The sequence below is a fragment of the Acinetobacter sp. TUM15071 genome (genome assembly GCF_008980925.1).
Taxonomy (GTDB): domain Bacteria; phylum Pseudomonadota; class Gammaproteobacteria; order Pseudomonadales; family Moraxellaceae; genus Acinetobacter; species Acinetobacter dispersus.
This window is the reverse complement of the sequence record NZ_BKGB01000008.1, coordinates 116,226-138,080: the sequence shown is the minus strand read 5'-3', so window position 1 is coordinate 138,080 and position 21,855 is coordinate 116,226. Positions and strand designations below refer to the sequence as shown.

General features: G+C 40.3%; 18 protein-coding genes and 2 tRNA genes. 14 read left to right on the top strand and 6 right to left on the bottom strand.

Going from position 1 to position 21,855, the window contains the following annotated elements; translation table 11 throughout:
- Positions 1-192 precede the first annotated feature (192 nt).
- Positions 193-1,953: an alkaline phosphatase gene (locus GBI66_RS09795; RefSeq protein WP_151715950.1), complete on the top strand. Its 1,761-nt coding sequence runs from the start codon at positions 193-195 to the stop codon at positions 1,951-1,953.
- Between the two features lie 125 nt (positions 1,954-2,078).
- Here GBI66_RS09795 and GBI66_RS09790 read toward each other — a convergent pair.
- Together GBI66_RS09790 and GBI66_RS09785 are read right to left on the bottom strand one after the other, a co-directional pair.
- A tRNA-Leu gene (locus GBI66_RS09790) sits at positions 2,079-2,164 on the bottom strand.
- Between the two features lie 8 nt (positions 2,165-2,172).
- Positions 2,173-2,246 (bottom strand) — tRNA-Cys (locus GBI66_RS09785).
- A gap of 152 nt (positions 2,247-2,398) precedes the next feature.
- On the opposite strand from GBI66_RS09785, the gene folD reads away from it, so the two are divergent.
- The 3 genes from folD (at position 2,399) to GBI66_RS09770 (ending at position 4,404) form a co-directional block, all read left to right on the top strand.
- The gene (gene folD, locus GBI66_RS09780) at positions 2,399-3,247 is read left to right on the top strand and encodes a bifunctional methylenetetrahydrofolate dehydrogenase/methenyltetrahydrofolate cyclohydrolase FolD (protein WP_004652016.1); all 849 of its coding nucleotides are present in this window, start codon (positions 2,399-2,401) and stop codon (positions 3,245-3,247) included.
- A gap of 50 nt (positions 3,248-3,297) precedes the next feature.
- Positions 3,298-3,966: a methyltransferase gene (locus GBI66_RS09775; protein ID WP_004801487.1), complete on the top strand. Its 669-nt coding sequence runs from the start codon at positions 3,298-3,300 to the stop codon at positions 3,964-3,966.
- Positions 3,967-4,119: 153 nt separating this feature from the next.
- Positions 4,120-4,404 (top strand): GNAT family N-acetyltransferase, encoded by a 285-nt coding sequence (locus GBI66_RS09770; RefSeq protein ID WP_151715949.1) that lies wholly within the window; start codon positions 4,120-4,122, stop codon positions 4,402-4,404.
- Between the two features lie 61 nt (positions 4,405-4,465).
- Here GBI66_RS09770 and GBI66_RS09765 read toward each other — a convergent pair whose 3' ends face one another.
- Complete coding sequence (locus GBI66_RS09765) at positions 4,466-4,888, bottom strand: hypothetical protein (protein WP_151715948.1); 423 nt, start codon at positions 4,886-4,888, stop codon at positions 4,466-4,468.
- 261 nt (positions 4,889-5,149) lie between these two features.
- Here GBI66_RS09765 and glpK point away from each other — a divergent pair, with 261 nt between their 5' ends.
- The 3 genes from glpK to glpD all read left to right on the top strand — a co-directional run bounded on the left by glpK (position 5,150) and on the right by glpD (position 9,255).
- A complete protein-coding gene (glpK, locus tag GBI66_RS09760; RefSeq protein WP_005144845.1) occupies positions 5,150-6,664 on the top strand; it encodes a glycerol kinase GlpK in 1,515 nt (504 codons plus the stop codon).
- Positions 6,665-6,714: 50 nt separating this feature from the next.
- Positions 6,715-7,473 carry a DeoR family transcriptional regulator gene (locus GBI66_RS09755; protein ID WP_005184250.1) on the top strand — a complete coding sequence of 253 codons (759 nt, stop codon included), beginning with the start codon at positions 6,715-6,717 and terminating at the stop codon, positions 7,471-7,473.
- A 261-nt stretch (positions 7,474-7,734) separates the two neighbouring features.
- Positions 7,735-9,255, top strand: a complete 1,521-nt coding sequence (gene glpD / locus GBI66_RS09750) for a glycerol-3-phosphate dehydrogenase (protein WP_151715947.1) — start codon at positions 7,735-7,737, stop codon at positions 9,253-9,255.
- 53 nt (positions 9,256-9,308) lie between these two features.
- Here glpD and GBI66_RS09745 read toward each other — a convergent pair whose 3' ends face one another.
- Together GBI66_RS09745 and GBI66_RS09740 are read right to left on the bottom strand one after the other, a co-directional pair.
- Complete coding sequence (locus tag GBI66_RS09745; RefSeq protein WP_151715946.1) at positions 9,309-11,501, bottom strand: TonB-dependent siderophore receptor; 2,193 nt, start codon at positions 11,499-11,501, stop codon at positions 9,309-9,311.
- A gap of 203 nt (positions 11,502-11,704) precedes the next feature.
- On the bottom strand, positions 11,705-13,534 hold the full coding sequence (locus GBI66_RS09740) for a phosphoenolpyruvate carboxykinase (GTP) (RefSeq protein ID WP_151715945.1): 1,830 nt from the start codon (positions 13,532-13,534) through the stop codon (positions 11,705-11,707).
- Positions 13,535-13,931: 397 nt separating this feature from the next.
- On the opposite strand from GBI66_RS09740, the gene GBI66_RS09735 reads away from it, so the two are divergent.
- The 5 genes from GBI66_RS09735 to GBI66_RS09715 all read left to right on the top strand — a co-directional run bounded on the left by GBI66_RS09735 (position 13,932) and on the right by GBI66_RS09715 (position 18,607).
- Positions 13,932-14,870: a diacylglycerol kinase family protein gene (locus tag GBI66_RS09735; protein WP_151715944.1), complete on the top strand. Its 939-nt coding sequence runs from the start codon at positions 13,932-13,934 to the stop codon at positions 14,868-14,870.
- Positions 14,851-15,618, top strand: a complete 768-nt coding sequence (locus tag GBI66_RS09730) for a metallophosphoesterase (RefSeq protein ID WP_005184230.1) — start codon at positions 14,851-14,853, stop codon at positions 15,616-15,618. Before GBI66_RS09735 ends, GBI66_RS09730 begins: the two co-directional genes overlap by 20 nt.
- Before the next feature lie 175 nt (positions 15,619-15,793).
- Positions 15,794-16,084, top strand: a complete 291-nt coding sequence (gene groES, locus GBI66_RS09725) for a co-chaperone GroES (RefSeq protein ID WP_004652030.1) — start codon at positions 15,794-15,796, stop codon at positions 16,082-16,084.
- A 58-nt stretch (positions 16,085-16,142) separates the two neighbouring features.
- A complete protein-coding gene (groL, locus tag GBI66_RS09720; protein ID WP_005184228.1) occupies positions 16,143-17,777 on the top strand; it encodes a chaperonin GroEL in 1,635 nt (544 codons plus the stop codon).
- A gap of 323 nt (positions 17,778-18,100) precedes the next feature.
- On the top strand, positions 18,101-18,607 hold the full coding sequence (locus GBI66_RS09715) for a hypothetical protein (RefSeq protein ID WP_151715943.1): 507 nt from the start codon (positions 18,101-18,103) through the stop codon (positions 18,605-18,607).
- Positions 18,608-19,242: 635 nt separating this feature from the next.
- On the opposite strand, the gene GBI66_RS09710 is transcribed toward GBI66_RS09715, so the two are convergent.
- On the bottom strand, positions 19,243-19,617 hold the full coding sequence (locus tag GBI66_RS09710; RefSeq protein ID WP_005208172.1) for a diacylglycerol kinase: 375 nt from the start codon (positions 19,615-19,617) through the stop codon (positions 19,243-19,245).
- Positions 19,618-19,807: 190 nt separating this feature from the next.
- Between GBI66_RS09710 and GBI66_RS09705 the strand changes: the two genes are divergently transcribed.
- Together GBI66_RS09705 and epmA are read left to right on the top strand one after the other, a co-directional pair.
- Positions 19,808-20,875: a 4-phosphoerythronate dehydrogenase gene (locus tag GBI66_RS09705; RefSeq protein ID WP_151715942.1), complete on the top strand. Its 1,068-nt coding sequence runs from the start codon at positions 19,808-19,810 to the stop codon at positions 20,873-20,875.
- The gene (gene epmA, locus GBI66_RS09700) at positions 20,872-21,855 is read left to right on the top strand and encodes an EF-P lysine aminoacylase EpmA (protein WP_151715941.1); all 984 of its coding nucleotides are present in this window, start codon (positions 20,872-20,874) and stop codon (positions 21,853-21,855) included. The genes GBI66_RS09705 and epmA overlap by 4 nt, the downstream gene beginning before the upstream one ends.

Here is a 21,855-nt window from a genome sequence, read left to right as displayed (position 1 = left end):
ACTTTAAAACTTGGCAAGAGCAAAACTTGCTATTTGCTTTCTTTTCAATCAATTCATGTGCTTATCTGATGAAAATTAAGCACTGTCATATAACTTTCATGATTCTTTCATCAAATTGAGATCAAAGCTTCATCTAAGCCCATTAATTTCAATCATTTACTTAGTAGTGATAAAATTAAGGTAGCTATCCAAATGACAGCAAAAATTTCACGACGGGAACTCATTCAAAAAAGTCTATTCGGTTTCGGGGCATTGTCTTTATCTACGGGGTTTACAGGGTGTAACGACAGTTCGGATCAAGAGACAGCAGTATTACAAGTCAATTTTGAACATGGGGTGGCCAGTGGCGATCCTTTACAAGATCGCGTGATTTTATGGACGCGTTTGACTCCCAATGACAGTAGTGCACGTCTGCAATTAACGTGGGAAATCGCTTTAGATCAGCAATTCAAGCAAATCATTAAAACTGATAAAGTCACGACAACAGCTTCACAAGATTTTACTGTGAAAGTGGATGCTACTGGCTTAAAACCAGATCAGTCTTATTTCTACCGTTTTATCTTCGGGGATAAGACCTCACCTGTCGGGCAAACCAAAACTTTGCCAAGCAGTGCGACAAAAGTCAGCTTTGCAGTGTGTTCATGTTCAAACTATCCAGCAGGTTATTTCTATGTATATCGCGAAATGGCCAAGCAAAATGTCGATGTGGTGATCCATTTAGGTGACTATATTTATGAATATGGCGCGGATGGTTATGCAGCAGAAGATGCAGCTAAATTAGGTCGTACGCTTGCTGCAGACAATAATAAAGAAATTATTAAGTTGGATGATTATCGCAAGCGTTATGCGCTGTATCGTAAAGACAAAGACTTACAGGCCTTGCATCATCGTCATCCATTTATTGTGATTTGGGATGATCATGAGTTAGCCAATGATACATGGCGAGAAGGGGCCGAAAATCATCAACCAAATGAAGGGCCATTCCTTGACCGCAAACTAGCGGCTTTACAGGCCTACTTTGAGTGGATGCCAATTCGTCCTGTCGATGATCAACATACCAAAATTTACCGCCAATTCGATTTTGGCAATCTGGTTCAATTGACGATGTTAGATACGCGAATTATTGCGCGTGATGAACAGTTGGACTATGCAAATTATATGACAGCGAATGGTTTGGATATTGCAAAATTCCAAGCAGATCTCACTAATCCAGCGCGTACTTTAATGGGCTATACCCAACGTGATTGGCTGATTGGAAAACTGCAACAGTCTACAGCAAACTGGAATGTGCTTGGTCAACAAATCCTAATGACCAAAATGTTAGTTCCTGCTGAGCTGCTGCTTGCCTTAGCTGAAATTACCTCAGGGAATCCAAGTACAGATACCTTAAATAAAATGAATGCCCAAATCACTGAATTAGTAAAATTGAAAATTCGATTATTACAAGGTGATCCTAGTTTAACTGCACAAGAAAAAGCGCGTGTTTTGACTGTTGCACCTTATAACCTGGATGCATGGGATGGTTATTTTGCTGAGCGTGAGATTGTGTATGGTGCATTGGCACAGTTAAAGAAAAAAGTAGTGGTACTGGCAGGGGATACTCATAATGCGTGGTCATCGAATTTATACAGTAAAGATGGTGCTTTTGTCGGGGTGGAGTTAGCAACCAGTTCGGTGTCTTCGCCAGGTTTGGAAAAATACTTAAATATTCCATTGGCGCAGTTGCAACAATTTGAATTTGCATTCACAACCTTGATTGATGAGCTGAATTATTGCAATTTAAATCAGCGAGGTTATTTGGTCGTGCAATTTGACGCTGCACAGGTTCAATCACAGTGGATTTATGTCGATTCGATCAAAAAGCCTGTATATGTGATTGATCAAACACGGGGCTATCAATTGAGTTTGGATAAAAATTTATTGCCCGTGAAAACAGGGCAGCAAGTGGCATAAATTTAAAAAGTGAGACAAAAGCCAAGTCGATGTACTTGGCTTTTTTATGATTTTCTAAATTTCAGGCATAAAAAAACCAGCTTACGCTGGGTTTTTATTTGCACCATCTTTCATTAGTTGGAAGATGGTGCCCGAGGCCAGACTCGAACTGGCACGCTTTGTGGGCGGGGGATTTTAAATCCCCTGTGTCTACCGATTTCACCACTCGGGCTTTACCAATGGAGGCGGAGGTCGGAATCGAACCGGCGTACACGGAGTTGCAGTCCGCTGCATGACCACTCTGCCACCCCGCCATCTCTTGGTGATGCACATATTAGCAATCTTTAAAAAAAAAACAATAGTGTTTATAGCGAATATGCACATAAAAACAACATCTAAAAGAATATTGCTCAAATTATCATGTATTATTTACGCAATTGATTCATACCCACTTTGGAGATGCGCTGTGGCATTGGTTTTAGACGGTCGTGCATTAGCAAAACAAATTGAAACGGATTTGTTGGTACGTGTAGAAGCATTAAAAGCAAAATCGGGGCGTACCCCAATCTTGGCAACCATCTTGGTTGGTGATGATGGTGCATCTGCAACTTATGTGCGTATGAAAGGGAATGCTTGCCGCCGTGTTGGCATGGACTCATTGAAAGTTGAACTTCCAAAAGAAACCACAACTGAACAATTATTGGCTGAAATTGAAAAATTAAATGCCAATCCAGATGTACACGGCATCTTGTTGCAACATCCAGTGCCAGAACAAATTGATGAAAGAGCGTGTTTTGATGCAATTTCGTTGGCAAAAGATGTTGATGGCGTGACTTGTTTAGGTTTTGGCCGTATGGCAATGGGTGAGGCTGCGTATGGTTCAGCAACTCCAGCTGGCATCATGACCATTTTGCAAGAAAACAAGATTGAAATCGCGGGTAAGCATGCAGTTGTCGTGGGGCGTTCTGCTATTTTGGGTAAACCAATGGCGATGATGTTATTACAAGCCAATGCAACTGTGACGATTTGCCATTCACGCACTCAAAACTTGCCAGAATTGGTTAAACAAGCAGATATTATTGTCGGTGCAGTCGGTAAAGCTGAATTGATTCAAAAAGACTGGATCAAACAGGGTGCCGTTGTAGTTGATGCAGGTTTCCATCCACGTGATGGTGGTGGTGTTGGTGATATCCAATTGGTTGGTATCGAAGAAATTGCATCTGCTTATACCCCAGTTCCAGGCGGTGTGGGGCCGATGACGATCACGACTTTGATTCGTCAAACTGTAGAAGCTGCTGAAAAAGCATTAGCGTAAAGATTATTGATAACCCCTCGCGAAGAGGGGTTTTTTAGAATTAAACAAATATGAGTTGTACATTTCAATTTGCCAAAGCACCTGAACATTTGTTGCAGGCCTTGCATCAGGTGATTCCCAATACAGATTTGTTGGCACAACAATTACCTGAAACGCCGATTTCACTTTGGTTAATTCCTCCGGTATTTCCGACCGACCGTTTAGATGATGAAGTAATTCGACGGATTTGGAATGAAACGCCATATTGGATCTTTTGCTGGGCATCTGGCCTAGCGATGGCACAATGGTTGTTAGCAGAACCACATCATGTCAAAGATAAGGTGGTGCTGGACTTTGGTGCAGGTTCGGGTGTGGTCGCAATTGCAGCGAAAATGGCAGGCGCTAAACGTGTCATTTGTTGTGATATTGATCCCGTGAGTCTGGCATCATGTCGTGAAAATGCGTTGCTAAATGATGTTGAGCTGGAATATCTAGACGATTTGTATCAGTCCGAACAAGTTGATGTGTTATTGGCAGCAGATGTGTTGTATGACCAATCTAATCGCTTCTTTTTGGATGAATTCCTTAAGTTTGCACCTGAAGTATGGGTAGCAGATAGTCGAGTTAAAAACTTTAGTCATCCTCAATATCTAAAAATTGATGAACGTAGCGCAAGCACTTGGCCAGATTTGGATGAAGCCAAAGAATTTAGAAATGTCAGTTTTTACCGTACCAAATAAAATAAACAGTCTCTAACAAAAACACTCCGTGTTGAGATTATCAAATCTCAACACAATATCCTTACGGCGCGTGCTAAAACATTCAAAATGAAATAAACAGATGGCCTTTGGCTATTCTCTACAATATTGTTTTGATGAAAAGAAGGAAAGTGTATGGGTATTCAGCAGTCTGATGATGGCAAACATGGTGCATTTAAGCTTTTTGAAGGCGAGGTGCTTGCGGGTGAGATGGCCTATACATGGGCGGGTGATAGCATGCTTATTATTGACCATACTGATGTCAATGAAGCATTTCGTGGTCAAGGTGTAGGGCGCAAGCTGTTAGACGAGCTGATTGCGTTTGTCCGTGAGCGCCAAGTAAAGGTGATTCCTTTATGTCCTTTTGCAAAATCCGTATTTGATAAAGACGTATCTATTCACGATGTACTCAAGACCTAAGATCAGTTGGATGTATTCTAAATGATGGAATACATCCATTTTTATTGATTCAGTAAAGAACTTAAGAACAGGTATAACGAACCACTTTGAGTGTAGTCGGGCGAGTTTCAAGCGCCTGACGGGTTGCATAGCCTTCACTGTTATTTAAATCCGGTGAATTAGATAAGCCAAACGTTGCACGGCTATTGCCTAGTTTTACCCCATATTGCTCTTGTTGGGTTGGGTTCATGATTTCATTAACACTAAGTACTGAAAGTTTATAGGTTTTATCTGCACCTAAAATCTGCTTACATGCATGCTGTAATTTTTTCTCATCCAAATCGCTATTACTGCGTGCGGCGAGCGTATAAGCAACAGTTGCAGAAGTGGCGGTTTTATTTTCGATTTGATAACCCGTTGTGCCATTGTATTGATGTGGGCTGCTTTGACAGGCTGCAAGAACAAGAGTACCGCTCATAATTAACAATAAATTGGTTTTTTTCATATCAATGATCCTGTTATTTCTGGTTTCAGTATCGCATAAAATAAGTTTTTTATTGTGAGGAATCTTTAAAACACAGGCTATTCATCGATTTTTAGCTTCAATTTTAAAGAAAGAATTTTCGTTTTCGAACAATTTTGCATATAATCTGCCAAGTTTTTTATTTAATACAGAAGTCATTGCTTTTTTGCAGTATTGGAGCCCGTTTTTTAACGGGCGTTTAATTTATTGCACTATACATAAGCAAGTCTGGATAGGTATGTCATGATCTCTACAGATAGTCAAAAAAAATACGTGGTTGCATTTGACCAAGGTACAACGAGTTCACGTGCGATCGTATTGGATCACGATGCGAATGTCATCAGTATTGCTCAGCGTGAATTTACGCAAATTTACCCACAACCAGGTTGGGTTGAGCATGATCCAATGGAAATCTGGGCGACTCAAAGTGCAGTGTGGGTTGAAGCTTTAGCGCAAGCCAGTATTTCTAGCGAGCAAATCGCAGCGATTGGGATTACCAACCAACGTGAAACCACTGTCATCTGGGATAAAAAGACAGGTAAACCTATTTACAATGCAATTGTATGGCAAAGCCGCCAAAGCAATGAAATTTGTAATCAACTGCGCCAAGATGGCTGGCAAGATTACGTTCATAAAGTAACTGGTTTGGTCCTTGATCCATATTTCTCTGCAACTAAAATTAAGTGGATTCTGGATCGTGTTGAAGGCAGCCGTGAACGTGCGGAACGTGGCGAGCTTTTATTTGGTACCATCGATACGTGGTTGCTTTGGAAATTGACCAATGGTCAAGTTCATGTGACTGACTATACCAATGCATCACGCACCATGTTATTCAATATTGAAACGCTTGAATGGGATGATAAACTGCTTGAAGCGTTAAATATTCCTAAAGCGATGTTGCCTGAAGTTCGTGGTTCTTCTGAAGTTTATGGTTATACACATACCATTAGTGGTCAAGAAATTGGGATTCCAATTGCAGGTATTGCAGGGGATCAACAAGCCGCATTGTTTGGACAAATGTGTGTGGAAGCGGGTCAGGCAAAAAATACTTATGGTACTGGTTGCTTCTTGCTCATGAATACGGGCAAACGCATTGTGCAATCTGATCATGGTTTATTGACGACGATTGCATGTGGCCCACGTGGTGAAGTGAACTATGCCTTGGAAGGTGCAGTGTTCAATGGTGGCTCATGTGTGCAATGGTTGCGTGATGAACTGAAAGCGATTAATGATTCGCATGATTCTGAATACTATGCAACCAAGGTAAAAGACAGTAATGGTGTCTATGTAGTGCCAGCATTTACAGGTTTAGGTGCACCATATTGGGATCCAACAGCACGCGGTGCGATCTTGGGTATTACTCGCGGTGTAAGTATTGAACATATTATTCGTGCCACATTGGAATCGATTGCTTACCAAACGCGTGATGTATTGGATGCCATGCAGCAAGATTCAGGTGAGAAATTGCGTACCTTGCGTGTCGATGGTGGTGTAACCGCCAATAATTTCTTAATGCAATTCCAAGCCGATATCATGGGTACGTCAGTAGAACGTCCTGCAATGAAAGAAACCACAGGCATGGGCGCAGCGTTCTTGGCTGGTTTGGCTGTCGGTTTCTGGTCGGATTTAAACGAATTGAAGAGTAGAATGACCATCGAAAATACCTTTGTGCCAGAGTGCAGTCAGGATGTGACTGAAAAACTCTATAAAGGTTGGTTAAAAGCTGTCGGACGCACTCGTGATTGGGCGGAAGATTAAGCTAAAATAGACCGTTTAGTATGACTTAAAACAACACAGGATGGATGAGCATGAGCTTGATACTACGCCAACAAAAAACCCTCGAACTGGTGAGAGAGCGTGGCTATATCAGTATTGAAGAACTTGCTCAACATTTTGATGTCACCCCGCAAACTATCCGTCGTGATATTAATCAATTGGCGGATGAGGGCTTGCTGAGACGTTATCACGGCGGTGCAGCGCATGATTCAAGTGTGGAAAACACTGAATATACGATGCGTGTCGGCTATATGTTGGAAGAAAAGAGATTGATTGCTGCAGCAGTTGCTGCAGCCGTTCCAGATCATGCTTCTTTGTTTATTAATATTGGGACCACAACTGAAGCAATCGCGCATGCGTTATTGAACCATACGGGTTTGCGGATTATTACCAATAACCTCAATGTTGCCAAAATTCTGAGTACCAAAGAAGACTTTGAGGTACTGATTGCCAGCGGGCGTGTGCGTCCAGATGGTGGCGTGATTGGTCAGGCGACTGCGGATTTCTTTAAGCAGTTTAAGGCAGACTATGCACTGGTAGGCATCAGTGGTATCGAAGAAGACGGGACTTTACTGGATTTTGACTTCCAAGAAGTGTGCGTATCTCAAGAGATTGTTTCGAGTGCCCGTCAAGTTTTCCTTGCTGCGGATAGCAGTAAGTTTGGTCGTAATGCCATGATTCGTTTAGGTTCACTTAAGCAAGTGGATTGTATTTTTACCGATCAACAGCCGAATGATGAGTTTATGAAAACCATTCGCGATTTGGATGTTGGGTTGATTGTTGCCAAGTAAATCTTCATTTCCGAAAAATTGTTACTTTTCTTGAGCTGAGTATTTTGGACTCAAGAATATTTAAATAAGAATAATGCTGTAACCATGAGCAGTCTTTGTATTGCCAGATCATCCTCTTTTTAATCTACACATTTTCAATTTTGACCATTTATCTAAAAATGTCTATAAATTGGCATTTTTTTGACTGTTTTTTATTGTTTATTTTCATTTTGCATGTTTAAATGTTCGTTATTGAACAATAATGAATATTTGCGGTGATTTATGCAAACTTCTCCTCAGTCAAATGACAAAATCTATGACCTTGCTGTCATTGGTGGTGGTATCAACGGTGTTGGTATTGCGGCAGATGCTTCAGGTCGTGGTTTATCTGTATTTCTCTGTGAAAAAGATGATTTGGCCAGCCATACCTCTTCTGCAAGCAGTAAGTTGATCCATGGTGGTTTACGTTATCTTGAACACAAAGAGTTTCGCTTGGTACGTGAAGCCTTAGCTGAACGTGAGGTATTGCTAGCAAAAGCACCGCATATTATCCGTCCCATGCGTTTTATCATGCCGCATCGTCCACACTTACGCCCAGCATGGTTGATTCGTACAGGTTTGTTCTTTTACGATCACTTGGGTAAACGTGAAAAGTTATTAGGTTCGAATAACGTTTATTTTAAAGAAGACAGTCCATTAAATGCTGCAATTACTCGTGGTTTTGAATATTCAGACTGTGCGGTAGATGACTCTCGCTTGGTGGTGTTGAATGCCATGCATGCGCGTGAAAAAGGTGCGGATATTGTGACGCGTACCCGTTGTCTATCTGCACAACGTGAAGGGCAATACTGGATCGTTGATTTGGAAAATGAAAAAGGTCAATTCCAGATTAAGGCCAAGGCTTTGGTGAATGCCGCTGGCCCTTGGGTTGCACAATTCATTAAGCAAGATTTACAGCTTAAATCACCGTATGGCATTCGTTTGATTCAAGGCAGTCATATCATTGTGCCGAAGCTTTATGAAGGCGATAAAGCCTTTATCATGCAGAATGATGACCGTCGTATTGTGTTCGCGATTCCATACTTAGACCAATACACCATGATTGGAACCACGGATCGTGAGTATCAAGGTGATCCTGCGCAAGTGAAAATCACGCAAGAAGAAATTGATTACTTGATTGAGGTCAGTAATGCTCACTTCAAAAATCAGTTAACTCAAGCCGATATTATTTCGACTTTTGCGGGTGTACGTCCATTGTGTGATGATGAATCAGACAATCCATCTGCCATTACCCGTGACTATACTCTAGCTTTATCGCAAGAAGCAGAAGATCAGGCGCCATTACTGTCAGTCTTTGGCGGTAAGTTAACCACGTATCGTAAATTGGCAGAATCTGCAATGCAGCAGCTCAAAGCATTTTTCCCAGAAATGAAAGGCAGTTGGACAGCGACAGAAGCTTTGCCAGGTGGTGAAAATATGGCAACAGCTGAACAATTGGCGAAAGAAATTCGTGCACAAATCACTGATGCATCTGAGGCTTTGGCAAAACGTTGGGCATCTGCTTATGGTTCACGTATTTGGAATATCTTGGGTGAAGCAACTTCGGTTGAGCAGTTAGGTCAGCATTTTGGTCAAGGCTTGTATGCGAAAGAAGTGGATTATTTATGCCGCTTTGAGTGGGTAACGACCAGCCAAGATATTTTATGGAGACGTTCAAAGCTAGGTCTTAATTTTGCGCCAAGTGAAATCGAAAGCTTAGATGTGTATTTAGCAAATAAACCAAATAGCACGGTTGCTGCTTAAAAATTCCTAATAAAAAAGCCCCTTTGAATAAGGGGCTTTTTTATTAGTCTTAATTAGTACTTGAAGCGGAATGCAACGGTGTAATTGGCAGGTGCTCCGTAGAAGGCTTGTCCATCGGTAAAGCTGTTTAAATATTTTTTATCAGTTACGTTGTTAGCATTGGCCTGAATACTAAGATTTGGACTAATGTCATAGCTTGCCATTAAATTGAGCAGCGCATAATCACTTTGTTTAAGGTAAGTGCTATAGCTTGGGTCAAAACGTGTGATTTTACTCTGCCATTTTACACCTGCACCAACTTTTAGTTTGGGTAGTTGAGCAGGGGAATAAGTCGTCAATAGATTAAAGCTTTGTGTTGGGTTGTAAGTTCGTGCAGCCCCACCATTCTTTAGATCTTGCAGGCTAAACTGGGTATAGCCGAGAGAAACATTGACTTGATCTGTTAATTGTCCAGCCAAACCAACTTCTACGCCTTGCGAACGTAAATCACTGATTGCGACTTTGCGATTGATAGCTGGGTTGTCGGTTGAGCGAAGTGGGTAGTTATTTTCCTCGGTTCTAAATACAGCCAGTGTTCCAGTAAGCTTGTTATCTAACCAAGAACTCTTAAAGCCAGCTTCATAACTTTTACCTTCAATTGGATCTGCAACTTTACCTGTTGCTTGGTCAACCGAGGTTTGTGGGCGGAAAATTGAGGTATAACTCATATAACCTGTATATTCAGGGGTGAAGTTATAGGTAATGCCTGCATAAGGTGAAACTTTACTTTCATCATAGGCCATTGGTGCGTCATAGCTCGTACCTTCACTCTTGGCTTGAACGTAGTTTGCACCTAGGGTTAATTTTAAATCGTCATTGAAGTGTAGGCGAGTTGCTGCATAAACCGATTGGTTGCGTTGCGTATAGTCTGCTGTTTCTGCGAATGAACCCCAAGACACATTGTTTGGTGTCCAACTTGCCCAGTCAGTTGTACATTGGGCATCATAGGTATTTGGACTTGTACCACGAACACATGTTCCAATATTGCTGTCTTGAATATCACCGACAATTTGAGCATCATTTTGTTTGCTCTGAGTAAAACTATAGCCAACAATTGCTTCATGTTGCTGACCAAATAATTCAAACTTTCCGTTTAGGTTGAGGTCAACACTGTGTTGTTTATTTTTTTCACTAAAGCCTTTAGCAGTAAGATCGACATCAGCACCATTTGCCGTCGGATAGCCATAATAATATAGCAGTCGGCTGTCACGATTCTTTTCATTATAGTTGTAGCTTAGATTGGCAGACCATGTGTCAGAGAGTTTTTGTTTAAGCTCAAAAAATGCATTACGCGAAGTATTGTCCCAATAGGCCCAATCGGGATTTGGATTATAAGAGCGATCATAATTGATTTGTTTACCCGAAGAATCCATGAGAGGTAAAGCACCCCAGTTATTGGCATTGGGTTTGTTTTTCTCTTGGTTGGCACCAATGGTAAGTAATGTGCTATCTGTAAGGTCTGCCTCTAAGACACCTGCAATGCCATTTTTCTCAGAGCTATAGCGATCTAAGTGTGAATCACCTGTTTGTTGAAAACCAGAAACACGGCCGCGAAGACGACCATCTGATATGAGGCTGCCTGAGGCATCTGCTTCATAGCGTTGAGTATCCCATGAACCATAGCTTAGACCTGCATTGGCTTGGAACTCTTTAGTTGGACGTTTGCGGATGTAGTTAATGGTTGCGCTTGGATCACCAAAAGCATTGGTCAGTGCATCTGCACCTTTAATGACTTCAATGCGGTCATAGAAATAGCTGTCTGGATTGGTGTCATTATAATTCCATTCACCAGAAGGGAAGCCCACGCCATCAACGAGAATGTTTGAGATTTCAAAACCGCGTGCCATATACACCGAACGCTCAGTTTCCAGCGAATTTACGGTCACACCAGGCGTGTTATTTAACACATCTCTAGAGCTGGTAAGACCAAAGTCTTCAATTTGCTGGCGTGTTACCACATTGATGGTCTGTGGAATTTCTTTGGCTTCAATATTTAGTTTGCTTGCGCTTGAACTATTTTTAATACTATATGCTTTGGTTTTCTCACTGATGTCGCTGTCCTGAGTTGCTTGGACTTTGATGGTTGGCAGTTGTTGTGATCCCTCATCAAGTGCATAACTATAAGAACTGATACTGACTAATGTTGAGATAGCTAAAAAGAGTGGCGTGCGTTTAAACAGAGGGGAAGAACTCATACCTACAACCATGTAAATGAGAAATATTATTGTTACAATTATTGTTAATATTCGTTAATTTTGCAATTTATTTTGTCTAAAGCTTAATGGGAATACCTAGAGTGGGGTGGAGAGTTGATAGGAATTTTCGAAATTTGGGCAATAAAAAAGGCCGCCGAAGCGACCTTTTTTAATTTCCTTAAATCCCTCTTTAATAAAGAGGGAAACTAAGGTGATTAAGCAGATTTAACAGCTGCTAATAATTCATTTTGACGATCTTTAAGTGCTTGAGGTAAGCGAGCACCAAGTTTAGTGAATAACTCAGTGTGGCTTTCAAGTTCTTTGATCCATTGATCTTTGTCTTGAGCTGTAACAGTGTTGAATTGCTCTTTAGAGAAATCAATACCATTCCAGTTCAACTGCTCGTAAGTTGGAACATAACCGATTGGTGTTTCAGTCGCTTCAGCACGGCCTTCACAACGATCAATGATCCACTCAAGAACACGCATGTTTTGACCGAAACCAGGCCATACGAAGTTGCCTTCAGCATCACGACGGAACCAGTTTACGTTGAAGATTTTTGGTAATTTATTACCAGCTGCTTCAGCTTTTGCACCAACTTCTTGACCAAGTTGTAACCAGTGACCGAAGTAATCAGCCATGTTATAACCCGCAAATGGAAGCATTGCGAATGGGTCACGACGAACGATACCTTGTTGACCAACCGCTGCTGCAGTTGTTTCAGAACCCATCGTTGCTGCTTTATAAACGCCATCAACCCAGTCAAATGCTTCAGAAACTAAAGGCACTGTATCTGCACGACGACCACCGAAGATGAACGCAGAGATTGGTACGCCTGCTGGATTTTCCCAGTCAGCGTCAATCGAAGGGCATTGACCAGCAGAAACAGTAAAACGTGAGTTTGGATGTGCTGCTTTTTCGCCTTCAACGTATGGTTGGCCTTTCCAAGTGATTAGGTCAGCTGGAACTTCTTTAGTTAGACCTTCCCACCATACTTCGCCACCTTTGGTTACTGCAACGTTGGTGTAAATCACATCTTTATGCATCGTTGCGATACAGTTCGGGTTGGTTTTGGTATTTGTACCAGGCGCAACACCGAAGAAACCAGCTTCTGGATTGATTGCATATAAGCGACCATCTTCACCTGGTTTGATCCAAGCAATATCGTCACCTACAGTTTCAATTTTCCAGCCTTCGTAACCTGCTGGTGGAATTAACATCGCAAAGTTTGTTTTACCACATGCAGAAGGGAATGCTGCTGCGATGTAGTGTTTTTCACCTTGTGGGTTAGTTACACCTAAAATTAGCATGTGTTCAGCTAACCAACCTTGCTCGCGACCCATTGCAGAAGCAATACGTAATGCTAAGCATTTTTTACCAAGCAATGCATTACCGCCGTAACCAGAACCGTAAGACCAGATTTCACGAGTTTCTGGATAGTGAACGATATATTTTTCGTTGTTACATGGCCAAGCAACATCTTTTTGACCATCTTTTAATGGTGCAGCAACAGTGTGTACGCATGGGATAAATTCACCATCTGTACCTAACACGTCATAAACTGCTTTACCCATACGTGCCATTTTAGTCATGCTGACTGCAACGTAAGGTGAATCTGTTAACTCGATACCAATGTGAGCAATGTGGCTTCCTAAAGGACCCATCGAGAAGGGAACCACATACATGGTACGGCCTTCCATTGCACCGTCAAATAATCCATTTAATTTTGCGCGCATTTCTGCAGGAGCAACCCAGTTGTTTGTTGCGCCAGCATCTTCTTCATTTTGCGAGCAGATATAAGTACGGTCTTCAACACGAGCAACGTCAGAAGGATCAGAATTTGCAAGATAAGAACCAGGATGTTTTTCTTGGTTAAGTTTTTGCATGGTGCCGTTAGCGATCATCAAGTCCATGAGACGTTGATATTCTTCTTCGCTACCGTCACACCATTCGATTTTTGCTGGTTTGGTCAATTTTGCAATTTCTTCCACCCATGCAATCAGCTTAGGGTGACGAACGAATTCTGGTGCGTTCACTTGGGTCATGGTGATGCCTTTTTAAAGTGTGTACGACGTACAAATTCTATCCACTGGATGGCAGTGAGACAGATGAAGTAAAAAAAGTGGCTGTATTAAAGCATAAAATCATAAAAAATATAAGACTAAAGAATAGGTAGGTGGATAAGGGTGGAAATGTTGGTTTGTGTTTATATGACTGTTTTTTAATAAATTTATTATTCTATATTTTGTTATTTTGTTTTTTTATATGTAATATTTTTTTTATAAATTTCTTTTTTAATCAGTGGTTTAATTTATTTTTAATTTTTTGAGAATTGTTATTGATTATATGAATAATGTTCATTCAAAATTTACATAAACTTGCTTTTATTTGTTGATTTTGTAAACAAAAATAGGCTTATCTAAAGCCTCAAGGTTGATGCGAATGAGTCGAAATTTACAGCCTTTATCTATTATTTATAATCAAAAATCAGGCTTTCATGCCACGCAGCAAGATGATGAATATGAACGCCTCATGACGTATTGGACACAATATGGGTTTGAAATTCAGGTTTTTGAATTAAATCAGCAGGTTAATTTTGATGAAATGATGCAGGCTGTATTTGCTCGGCATCAACAGGCGGATTCACGTGGAGTGGTTGTTGCCGCTGGGGGAGATGGAACGCTGAATGCCGTTGCAAAGAAGTTGATTCATACCGATATTCCGATGGGAATTATACCGCTGGGTACGTTTAATTATGTCGCGCGGGCGTTGAATATCCCGATTGATGTTGCACAAGCGGCAGAAGTAATCGCAACGGGTAAGATACAGGCAGTACACGTTGCGGGAATAAATGATCAAATTTATCTCAATAATGCCAGTTTAGGGCTGTATCCTTTATTTATAAAAAAACGTGAATTATACAATCAGCGACTTGGACGTTTTCCTTTAAATGCCTATACATCGGGTTTGGATGTGTTACTACGGGAATCTAAATCTTTAAAGTTGGCGGTGACTGTGGATGGTCAAAAGTATCCAGTGGCTACACCGTTGATTTTTTTTGGCAATAATCAATTACAGCTCAGCGATATGAAATTAAGAATTGCCGAGTGTGCTGCCAATGGAAAGCTTGCAGGGGTCGTCGTCGCTAAAAGTGATCGTCTCAGTTTATTAAAAATGTTATGGAAGTTGATTCAGGGAAAAATTGATCAGGCTTCAGATGTGTATTCATTTTGTGCTGAACATATACAGGTCGATTGTAAAAAGCCAAAATTAACAGTTGCCGTAGATGGAGAGCTTATGGAGATGCAAACTCCATTGAAATTTTCAGTGAAAAAGTCAGCGTTAAAAGTGATGGTTCCGAATGTTATTACACCTGTCTGATCTGCATTTTGGAACGGAACGTGACGTCTGTATTGAAGCAATCAAGCAATTTTGCCAGCAACATCGTCCTGAAGCTGTTATCGTGAGTGGTGATCTGACACAACGCGCGCGCTTTAAGCAGTTTTATGCATGTCGACAATTTCTAGATGCGCTCGATCTTCCTTATCTGGTGGTACCAGGTAATCACGATATTCCGCTTTATCATGTATGGAACCGTTTCTTTTCTCCTTTTGTTCGTTATCAAGCATTCTTTGGTCGTTTGGAAACAACACTGGAAACGGAGCATTTTTATATTGTTGGGATGAATAGTATTCGTCGGCGATATCATACAAGAGGGCATATTTCTCTTGAGCAAATTCATGAGGCTTATGAGCAATTAAAAAAAGCGCCATCTCATAAAATCAAACTGGTGGTTTTTCATCAACCCTTTTACACCTTTCCGAATGAGCATGGTGATAAAGATTGTCCTGTGCTAGGGAAAATTGCTTTAGAGCGTTGGGGCGAAACTGGGTTGTTTGGTTTATTGCACGGACATTTACATAAAGTTGCTGTGCATGATTTAAATCAAATTTTTCAATTGGGATTTGATCATCAAATCTTGGATATTCATGCGGGTACAGCAACTTCAAACCGATTACGCTTTGGATTCTCGAATAGTTTTAATGTGATTTTGAATGATGGAACGATTGAGCATTATTGGTTTGATGAGTCGCTTAAAATATTTGTGGAATCCCAAACTGTTGTTTAATTCGGCACCTATAGATTTCGATGTTTAAAAAAACACCTATAAGTAGAATTTTTTTTCATTTTCCCCTTGAAGCTATTTTTTTTAACCCCACAAAAGTGGCATATCAAAATTTTATGTATTGCCATGAATTGGCGATACGAATTAATCAAAAAGACTAAGTCTGATGGAGTTAACTATGAGCAACATTCGTCCATTACATGATCGTGTTGTTATTCGTCGCGTAGAAGAAGAAACTAAAACGGCTGGTGGTATTTTACTTCCAGGTTCTGCTGCTGAAAAACCTTCTCAAGGTGAAGTAATTGCAGTAGGTAATGGTCAAATCACTGACAATGGCGTTCGCGCTTTAGACGTTAAAGTTGGCGATAAAGTATTGTTCGGTACTTATGCAGGTACAACAGTAAAAGTAAGCGGTGAAGAGCTCTTGATCATGAAAGAGTCAGATATCTTAGCTGTACTTGAAGGCTAATTGATCCATAACTCACAAATTAATCAGATACAGTATTTAAAAAGATTCGGAGTTTAACATGTCAGCTAAAGACGTAAAATTTGGTGATTCAGCTCGCTCAAAAATGATTGCAGGTGTAAACGTACTTGCAGATGCAGTAAAAGTTACTTTAGGTCCTAAAGGCCGTAACGTTGTGATCGACCGTTCTTTCGGTGCACCGCACATCACTAAAGATGGTGTAACCGTTGCGAAAGAAATTTCTTTAAAAGACAAGTTTGAAAACATGGGTGCTCAACTTGTTCGTGAAGTTTCTTCTAAAACAAATGACATCGCGGGTGACGGTACAACAACTGCAACTGTACTTGCTCAAGCAATCTTAAATGAAGGGATCAAATCTGTAACTGCGGGTATGAACCCAATGGATTTAAAACGTGGTATCGACATCGCAGTGAAAACTGTAGTTGAAAATATCCGTACCAATGCAAAGCCTGCTGATGATTTCAAAGCAATTGAACAAGTAGGTTCAATCTCTGCGAACTCTGATACGACTGTGGGTAAACTGATCGCTCAAGCGATGGAAAAAGTTGGTAAAGAAGGTGTTATCACTGTAGAAGAAGGTTCTGGCTTTGAAGACGCTTTAGACGTTGTAGAAGGTATGCAGTTCGACCGTGGTTATATCTCTCCATACTTCGCGAACAAGCAAGATACCTTAACTGCTGAACTTGAAAATCCATTCATTCTTCTTGTTGATAAAAAAATCGGCAATATCCGTGAATTGATCGCTGTATTAGAAGCTGTTGCTAAAACAGGTAAACCACTTCTTATCATCGCTGAAGATGTTGAAGGCGAAGCACTTGCAACACTTGTTGTGAACAACATGCGCGGTATTATCAAAGTATGTGCGGTTAAAGCGCCTGGTTTTGGTGATCGTCGTAAAGCAATGCTTCAAGACATCGCGATCTTGACTGGCGCGACCGTGATTTCAGAAGAAGTAGGCATGTCTTTAGAGCAAGCTTCTCTTCAAGATCTAGGTACTGCACACAAAATCACTGTTTCTAAAGAAAACACAGTAATTGTTGATGGTGCTGGTAATGCTGCACAAATCGCTGAACGTGTTCAACAGATCCGTGCTCAAATCGAAGAATCTACTTCTGAATATGACAAAGAAAAACTTCAAGAACGCGTTGCTAAATTAGCTGGCGGTGTTGCAGTTATTAAAATTGGTGCAGCAACTGAAGTTGAAATGAAAGAGAAGAAAGATCGTGTTGACGATGCTCTTCACGCAACTCGTGCAGCTGTAGAAGAAGGTGTTGTTGCTGGTGGTGGTGTTGCACTAGTACGTGCTGTAAACGTATTGGATGGCTTAAAAGGCGCGAACGAAGATCAAACTGCAGGTATCAACATTTTACGTCGTGCGATTGAAGCGCCGCTTCGTCAAATCGTTTCAAACGCAGGTGATGAGCCTTCAGTTGTGATCAATGCAGTTAAAGCGGGTGAAGGTAACTTCGGTTATAACGCTGCAACTGGCGAATATGGCGATATGTTAGAGATGGGTATTCTTGACCCTGCTAAAGTAACGCGTTCTGCACTTGAACATGCAGCTTCTGTTGCTGGTTTGATGTTGACAACTGAATGTATGATTACTGATATCCCAGAAGATAAACCAGCTGGTCCAGATATGGGCGGCATGGGTGGTATGGGCGGCATGATGTAAGCCACTCAATAAAATATTAAATAATTGTAATTAAAAGCAATTTAAATTTAATGTTTTAAGCTTACTCATTGTGTTACCCACATTTGAGTTTGTTAAAAAGGTCGCAAATTTTATTTGTGACCTTTTTAATTCATGGATCACTATTAATTCGATCATATAGTTGACCTTAATTAATTACAAAATCAGATGTGTTTGGAGTCGTTGGAGGATCTTATTGATCAGAGAGTGTAGGGGGCATTTGCATCTACAGTATTAAATGATATCGCTAATAATTGGTCTAGGAATATAGAAAAGATGGAAAAGAAAAAGCGGAGAAAAAAATAATGGGGTCTTATGAGTTAACGAAATATGATCATTTTATAAATCCAGCTTTTATTAAGGTTGTTAAGGGTGAACTTATTTTTTTAATTTTTTCATTGGTCTGTTTGTGGATACTGATACCTGCTGTTTTTGATTCTGATCGATGGGTTGTAATGATTTTTAATTTTAATATTTCATTGTATTATCTTTATCCTGTTTTTGTTGGGTTTCTCTGTTTATTATATGTATTTAGAAGGATTTTTAAATATTATAGTCGTACCGTATTTCATTTTTATTTTAAAGGTGATTTTCTGGTGCTTAATATCTTTGAGTTTAAAAGTGCCCAGCTTGATACATTTAATTTTGTTGTAGGTAAGAATCGTATTGGATACCAGAATGGTTTTAAGAAAGAATATTTTAATTGTGTAGGGATTGAAGGTAATAAAAAAATATATCTCCTTCCTGTTGCTGATGATAAACAAGATGAGCTTGTAAAGCTTTTGCTTGATCATGGTGGCAAGCAACTATAATTTTGAAGATGACAAGAGTAGTGATAGGAATAATATATGTTTGATCAATTGAATACGATTCAGGTTATAAGTATTTTTGTTACGCCTATCATTATTATCCTAGGAGCACTTTTGGGTCCAAAATCATTAAGACGACCTTTGTGGGTTGGGCTCATCATATTATTAACAACTTATTTTATTCGATTGTTTTAATGCAAATTAATTTACTAGTATGCATTGCTTTTTTAAATTTATTTAAAAAAATAAGAAATCTACAACAAAGTCACAAGTTAATAGAGTGGCTTGTGGTTTTTTAGTTATATTGGCAGTTGTACCACGGGAGTAATTTTTTGATTTGTGCTTATTTTTGGTGATTTTTTGCAGGATAGATAACTTATACGCCAATTAATGAATATTCATTGTTCCAAATCGACGTATTTACCTGTTTGTTGTACAGAGTGCTCTATCCAGTTTAAATTGATAAATTCAGAGAAATTTGAGAGGGATGTATTTGTTTGTTGAAACGTGAAATCTAAACTCATAAAAAATGAGCGTATTTATGTACACTCATTTTTACTACATTTTTTTAAGTTTTAGCCTTAACTGTTTAGCATTACTGCATATGCAGGGATTTTTTTATTGACCATTTTTGGGATTTAACGGAATAAAATAATCATCCACGTAAAAAAGATAATCGCCAAGGAAACAAATTGCGCAGCACTGCCCATATCTTTTGCATTCTTAGATAACGGATTCTTTTCCAGCGAAACGCGGTCCACTACAGCTTCAATGGCGGAATTAAACAGCTCTACAATAATTGCTAATAAACAGACAGCAACCATCAGCGCTTGTTCAACGGCTGATACATGTACCAAGAAGCTCATCGGGATCAAGATCACATTCAGTAATAGGATTTGTCGGAAGGCAGCTTCATGACTAAAAGCGGCTTTAAATCCTGCGATTGAATAGCCTGTAGCATTTAAAATCCGCTTAATGCCACTTTTGCCTTTATAGGGAGAGTATTGCGTCATTACGATAGAGGAATGAGAGAAAGGCTTATTATAAGAGCAAAGATGTTGCAGTAAATTGGCAATATGTCGCATGCGTGTACCATGAGCCACAGCTTTCTGCCATTAATCTCTGCAAAGCTTGCATTTATAAATTGTCAATTTGTGCTGTGCTAAGGATAATAAGCACAGAATTATTGAAGGAAAGCGCTGCATGAAAATTATCGCAGATGAAAATTTGGCATTTACCGATTATTTCTTTGCGGAATTTGCAGAAATACAGCACCGAGCAGGGCGTACCCTGACCCATGCGGATGTACAGGATTCCGATGCACTTTTAGTTCGTTCTGTGACCAAAGTAAACCATGCCTTAATTGATCAGAGTAAAATTAAGTTTGTAGGCAGTGCCACTATTGGAACCGATCATCTTGATATTCAAGCCTTAGAACAACAACATATTACCTGGAGTAATGCAGCGGGTTGTAATGCGCAAGCTGTTGCAGAATATGTGATTACCGCGTTATTACATTTAGACATCAATCTTTTAGAAAAAAATAAAGCCTTTACTTTAGCCATTGTTGGTTTAGGGAATGTCGGCAGTCGACTTGCTGTGATGGCACAACTCCTCGGTTGGAATGTAATTGGCTATGATCCTTATGTGCAATTAGACGGTATTGAAAATGTCTCTTTTACTGAGCTATTAAAACGTGCCGATGCAATTTCAATTCATGTGCCTTTGACCTTATCGGGTGATTTCCCGACGCAGCATTTATTTAATACGGCTGCTTTGGCTACAATGAAACCCTCTGCTGTTTTAATCAATAGTGCGCGTGGACCTGTCATTGAACAAGGTGCATTAATGGCAGATATTATCACCACGCAGCGTCAAGTCGTTCTCGATGTATTTGAGTTTGAACCAGAAATTTCTGAGCAACTGTTGGATTTATTGGCCTTAGCAACGCCACATATTGCGGGTTATAGTCTGGAAGGGAAGGCCAGAGGCACACAGATGATCTATCAAGCTTTTTGCGATAAATTCTCTTATGAAGCCTCGAAGCATTTTGAGAGTCAATTGCCTCAGGTGGAACAATATTTCGGGCAGCAGGATTTAAAAGCTGCGCTTCGACAACATCTGACTCAGATTTATGATATTGCTGCTGATGATCAGCAACTACGAGCTTGTGTACAAGCAGGTAAGGTAGAGCAAACAGCATTTGATTTACTCCGTAAAAATTATCCTTTACGCCGTGAATGGGCTGCCCACGGTGGACCAAAAGCATGAGTCAAGATATGAAAAGCTACCAACCGACCTGTTCACTTGAGGCCTTAAAAGCGCGTGCTGAGATGTACAGCAAGATTCGTCAATTCTTTGCACATCGGCAAGTGCTGGAAGTAGAAACACCAATTCTGTCTCAGGCAGGTGTGACCGATGTACATTTGGCTTCTGTGCAAGTACAGCGTCATATTCACGGCAAATTAAATACTCAATATTTACAGACCTCGCCTGAATTTCCAATGAAACGTTTATTGGCCAGTGGCAGTGGGGCAATCTATCAAATTTGCAAAGTGTTCCGTGATGATGAGCATGGGCGTAAGCACAATAGTGAATTTACGATGCTGGAATGGTATCGACCGGGATTAGACTTAAAGGGCTTGATGCATGAAACTGCAGATCTGTTAGAAAGCTGTTTGGCACATCGTTTTGGCGATATTCGTCCAGTTGTTCTCAGTTATAAGCATGCTTTTCAGGATCGTTTGGATATTAATCCTTTGCAAGCGAGTTTGAAAAAACTCAAAGATACAGCCAATCGTGTTGGGCTTAATCTTGATTTGGGTGATGATCGTCTAGCTTATATGGACCTGTTATTCTCGCACTTTGTCGAACCTAGTCTAGGCTTTGATGCACCTGTATTTTTGACCGATTTTCCACCTGAAATGGCATCACTGGCAAAAGTAAAACAGGATGAGGATGGTGAATCCGTTGCAGCTCGCTTTGAAGTTTATATTGAAGGTTTAGAGTTGGCTAATGCCTATGATGAGTTATTAGATGCTGAAATTCTAGCATCTCGTTTTGAGGCAGATAATGCAGAACGTGCAAAGCAAGGGTTGGCGGTGATTCCAACGGATCAGCATTTATTGGCAGCTTTACCCCATATGCCTGAATGTTCTGGTATTGCTTTGGGTATTGATCGTTTACTCATGGTTGCCATGAATCAGGTCAAAATTGATCAGGTCATTGCATTCCCAGCAGAGATTGCCTAG